Raw genomic sequence first — 1,600 nt, 5'->3', positions numbered from 1 at the left:
GCGGCACGAAGCTATCGGCCGTGGTGGCGTCAGCCCTGGCCAGCACCAGCAGCCCATTCACCAACGACAAGAGGGCGTCGAGGTCGCGCGCCGTCTCCGCCAGGATGTCCTGTTGCGGGGCCTCGTGCCCGCGTAGCGCCGCCAATTCCAGCCGCGCCTTGATGCGTGTCAGCGGCGTCTTCAGGTCGTGCGCCAAGCCATCGGTGGCGGCGCGGAGCGAGCGGACCATGCGCTCGATCTCATCGAGACAGGCGTTGAACACCTCGGCCAAGCGATCGAATTCGTCGTCGCGAAGCGAGACCTTGAGCCGCTCGTCCAAGTGACCGCTGAGGAATCGATCGCCGGTGTCCGCCGCGGCGCGCACCACGCGCACGCCGCGCCGGCTGACGAGCCAACCGAGGCTCAGCCCGAGCACGGCGGTCGCCAGCACCGACAGGGCGAGCGACATCCAGTAGCGACGCCCGAGCGCGATGCGGCTGTCCGCCAGGTGTCCGACCAAGAGCCGCGTGTCCGGCCCGAGGGTGCGGACCTCGGCCTCGATCCGTCGCGACTGGACCTCACCGCCGCGCCGCACCCGCACGGTCGTGATGGCCAGGTGCTCGGCCGCAAGCCCGCTTGGCCAGACCAGAACATTGCCGGCCAGTCGCCGCCCGGCCCTATCGGCGACCATGTAGACCACGTCGCGCCGCTGCGTCCGGGTCTGCTCATCGATATAGCTGACCAGGCCGCCGAGGTCGCCGTCACGATAGCGCAGGACGAGCGCGTCCGCCTCGCCTTCGAGCAGGTGCTCGAGTTCGATCTTGAGCACGCGGACGGTCTGAAAGTGCTGGACGCTCAGCGCCACCACGGTCGTGACCACGGCGATCAGCGTGATCCACAGCGCGCCGCGGAACGCCGCCGCCTGCGGTCGGCGCCGGGGCGGACTAACGCGCGTCAAGCTGGTAACCGGCGCCGCGAACCGTGTGCAGCAGCGGCGGTTCGTCCCCATGCTCCAGTTTGCCGCGGAGCCGGCTCACATGGACGTCTATGACATTGGTGCCGGGATCGAAGCTGTAGTCCCACGCGGCCTCCAGCAGCATGGTGCGCGTCACGACTTGGCCAGCATGGCGCATGAAGTATTCGAGGAGTTGGAACTCCTTGTTGAGCAACTCGATGCGCCGAGCGCCCCGCTTGGCCGCGCGCGCCAGGAGGTCCAGCTCCAGATCGCCCACCTGCAAGGTCGTGGTGGCCGTGGCCGTGCCGGAACCGCGGCGGACGATGGCGGCGATCCGCGCCATCAGTTCCCCGAACGAAAACGGTTTGGTGAGATAGTCGTCGCTGCCCGCCTCGAGGCCCTTGATGCGGTCGTCGACCTGGCCCAGCGCGCTAAGGATCAGCACGGGCGTCCTCTGGCCCTGGGATCTCAGGGCTTGCAGGACCGAGAGACCATCCAGCTGCGGCAGGTTCCGATCGAGGATGATCGCGTCGTAGGTGTTGGTTAGCGCCGCCGTGAGCCCATCGAGTCCGGTCTGGGCGTGGTCACAGGCGTGGCCAAGTTCCGCCAAGCCCTGCTGGACATAGCTGGCCGTCGCGCGGTCATCCTCGATCAGGAGAAGCTTCA

2 protein-coding genes are annotated in these 1,600 nt (G+C 68.2%); both read right to left on the bottom strand.

Annotation, left to right across the window (positions count from 1 at the left end):
* Positions 1 to 937 (bottom strand): histidine kinase dimerization/phospho-acceptor domain-containing protein (locus AX690_RS21445; RefSeq protein ID WP_304439884.1); only part of this gene is annotated, 937 nt, incomplete at its 3' end.
* Positions 924 to 1,600, bottom strand: a 677-nt coding sequence (locus tag AX690_RS21440; protein ID WP_156449754.1) for a response regulator transcription factor, incomplete at its 5' end; no start/stop codon positions are given. The genes AX690_RS21440 and AX690_RS21445, both read right to left, overlap by 14 nt.

It is taken from the genome of Caulobacter sp. CCH9-E1, assembly GCF_001556515.1.
Taxonomy (GTDB): Bacteria; Pseudomonadota; Alphaproteobacteria; order Caulobacterales; family Caulobacteraceae; genus Caulobacter.
This window is presented reverse-complemented; position numbering and strand designations above follow the sequence as displayed.